The following is a 3,185-nucleotide window of genomic DNA, read 5'->3' as shown; positions in this document are numbered from 1 at the left end:
GACCAGTTCGTCCAGTCGCTGGCGGAACAGGTCATTACTCTTTTGCGTGCACGGCTTTGGCCCCATCTAACCCTCGCTAAATTTGCAGGAAATTGTAGCAATTTTACCAAAAACTGGTGAATTTAATCGCCTTAATTCATCAATTCATCACACAGAATCAGAATGTTATGGATTGTTCAGACTGAACCAGCTAATCGGCTGCAGCTAAGCCATAAAAAACTTCTTACGAGCGATATCGCACAGACAAAATCTAGTAGGTGCAAATAAAATTATTTTCAGCAGTTACCCAGTGTGTCATTTCTCCCCCTATCCCTTCTGGCATACTGGGTTTTATAAATTTGCAAGCCATAAAACTTGCCTAAGCCTTACACTGGCCTACTAATTTGCCCAAATTACTCGCTCTCATCCTTTATTTTCATTCAATTCGTGCACTTATACATAAAATGACTATACTTTTGGAACAGTAGGATTAATCTAATCCGATAAATATCCATTCAATTCGATAAACCATATAAGCGATCGGGACTCACACTTACTAATGATCTTTAAAAGATCCATTTACAGAATTTAGTGAATTCGGAGATTGTTTAAAGTGTTGTTTAGCGTATGCAAAAAGGCTGAATCGATTTTTGATTCCTAATTTACTAAAAATAGAAGTTAAATGATTACGCAATGTATGTTCGCTCATACACAATCTAGCCGCTATTTGTTTATTTTGTTCTCCACCTACCCCGTCTGAGAATGCTTTAAGAATCATACATTCCTTCCGAGTAAGCGTTGTAATTTTCTCTGTATCTGCATCATGCGGTATTTTACCGCGCATGCGTGAATTCTGAAGAAATATGCGGCCAGTAGTGATACGATCTAACCATAATTCACCATCATGAATCTTTTCAATGGCCCTGAGTATTGTTTGCATTGATTCTTTTCTATGCACTACACCTCGCGCACCGCTTAGTATCGCACGATCAATTAATTCCTTATCATTGGTCTCAGCAAAGATTACGACGCGTGTATTACCATTGAGGGCTAAATCCGGGATAAAATTTACACAGTCATTGTCATCTAGATAAATATTAAGAATAATAATATCTGGATTTTTTTCCGTAGCTATACGCTTAGCATCAGAGATATTTGTTGCTATGCCGATAACCTCCATTCGAGGCTTTTCACTATCGATCAGCTTTTTTAATCCCCAAAGTACGATTTGTTGATCATCGATTAATAAAACCCGAATGGGCTGTACAGTGGATGATTTTATAAGGCTCGTAGCTTGATCAATTTCATAATGTTGACAGAAGCTAGCTTCAAAATTTTTATGAAATTTTTCAGCACTAAACTTCTTGATATTATATCCTAAAGCAGTAACAATATTGATCATACGCTGCACAACCAAATCAGTTGCATAAGCTGTGAAATAGATACACAAACTGGAGTTATCAGCTTGTAAATTTAACTGTTGCACTAAATGAATACCACGACAATCATTTAATTCCATGTCCGTTAGAATTAGATCAGGTTTGTCTTCTCTCACTCTAACTAAAGCTTCTTGGTCTGAGGTACAAACACCAATGATATTATATTCCCACTCTTCCAGAAATTTTTTCAAAACCTTACCAGAAATATACTTATCCACAACAATCAGCACTTTCGTATCACCTACCCTTTTATGCGCAATTCTCGTAAGCACGCGTTCTGCTTTGTTGTCCATTTAGCTTCACCTTTAAACAGTTCTACTATAATTAATTCTAATATGCCATACTTTGACTTTATTGCATGATAAGCAATTATAAAACTTAGCATTTCTGGTGTTTTTTAAAAAAGATTTAAAATAGATTCTTATCCAAACTACTCTGAATTAATTTTCTATGCCGTTATTTCATATAAAATATTTTACAGTATATTTAGTATTTCACTTTGGCGAAGCTACAAATCACTTCTATTAAAACTCATTACCTACAGAAAATATCTCTGCACAATGAGAGAATTAATGAACCATGCCTCATCCCTATTTTGTAAGGCAATTTTTCACATTTTTTTATGAATAACAATGAGAAATATTCTTATCATTAACATTTCTGCTTCTGGAGGTATCGAATCTTCAAGATCGGCATGATCATGTATTGATATTCTGTTTAAAGCAAACATGTATAATTTCGGATTTCACTGTCAAAACTTTAAATTTTTTAAGAATTAATTTCTTATGATAAGAATCAAGTCCTTATTTGCCACATTGCTTCCTTTTAAATATCCTCGCATCGTATGAAATTGGTGCCTATTACCAATGTCATCCGAAATGTCAGCGTAATAATGTAACAAAGCTCAGTAGTCACTTATCCAATAATGTTTCCATCCCGCCATCGTCATACCGACTCATGTAGCACCGGAATGTGCGTGAGACACCTCCTTCTATAGCCTTCGTACGCTTCTTTAAACCTCATCTTCCTAGTCTCTGCAGCCCATTTCTGTCCGTTCCATCTGGAATCCTCCTTGGAATGCATATAAAGCCGGACAGATCATGTGCTACAAACCCAGAAAGTTTATTTGTTCACTACATGACCTTGTATATTGAGTAGCACTTCAGTAATTTTTACGTAATACCCTATACCCACATTATAAATTTTATTATGGTCATAAAATAAAAGGTGAATATCCATGAAACTATTACTATCTTCTTTATTATTGCTGCCTTTATTACTTTGAGTAGTTTCTCTTACGCTAAATTATCATTTGGGAAATGGTTTACAAGTGCCACTGATAAAAAAAGAATATCGTTATATTTTGCAGCTACAATCAATGATAGCGGTAATTTAACGTGAGTTCGACATAAGAAAAGCTGTAACAGGAATCCGAATTCCTTATGATGAAACGATTATGAGAAAGAGCTTCATCACTGGAGGAGTCAGATTCCGATGGATACTATAGCGATTTTTTGTGCAATTGACGACTTTTGTAAAGGATTTGAGTCATGTGGGGAGCAGCACTTGCTGGAATTCTCGCTAAAGCTGCGTCGGCGGCGAGGGGAGCTGTGTCTTGGTGAAATCATGACGATCGTGGTGGGGTTTCATCTGTCGGGCTATCAGACGTTTAATTCCAATTCTATTTAGGAACAGCATTAATAATCCAATCCCATCCGGTAATGCCGCGCATAGTTTCCTGGTTTGATTCGAGGCTTTTTAGCGCGC

Annotated in this window: 2 protein-coding genes; one reads left to right on the top strand and one right to left on the bottom strand. The window is 36.4% G+C overall.

Annotated features, from left to right (window positions below; all coding sequences use genetic code 11):
- Window positions 1-535: 535 nt before the first annotated feature.
- A complete protein-coding gene (locus BM021_RS14735) occupies window positions 536-1,711 on the bottom strand; it encodes a response regulator transcription factor (RefSeq protein ID WP_090721731.1) in 1,176 nt (391 codons plus the stop codon).
- 1,201 nt (window positions 1,712-2,912) lie between these two features.
- On the opposite strand from BM021_RS14735, the gene BM021_RS14730 reads away from it, so the two are divergent.
- On the top strand, window positions 2,913-3,107 hold the full coding sequence (locus BM021_RS14730; RefSeq protein WP_090721730.1) for a hypothetical protein: 195 nt from the start codon (window positions 2,913-2,915) through the stop codon (window positions 3,105-3,107).
- Window positions 3,108-3,185 lie beyond the last annotated feature (78 nt).

Source organism: Nitrosomonas sp. Nm166 (assembly GCF_900112825.1).
In the GTDB taxonomy this organism is placed as follows: Bacteria; Pseudomonadota; Gammaproteobacteria; order Burkholderiales; family Nitrosomonadaceae; genus Nitrosomonas.
This window is presented reverse-complemented; position numbering and strand designations above follow the sequence as displayed.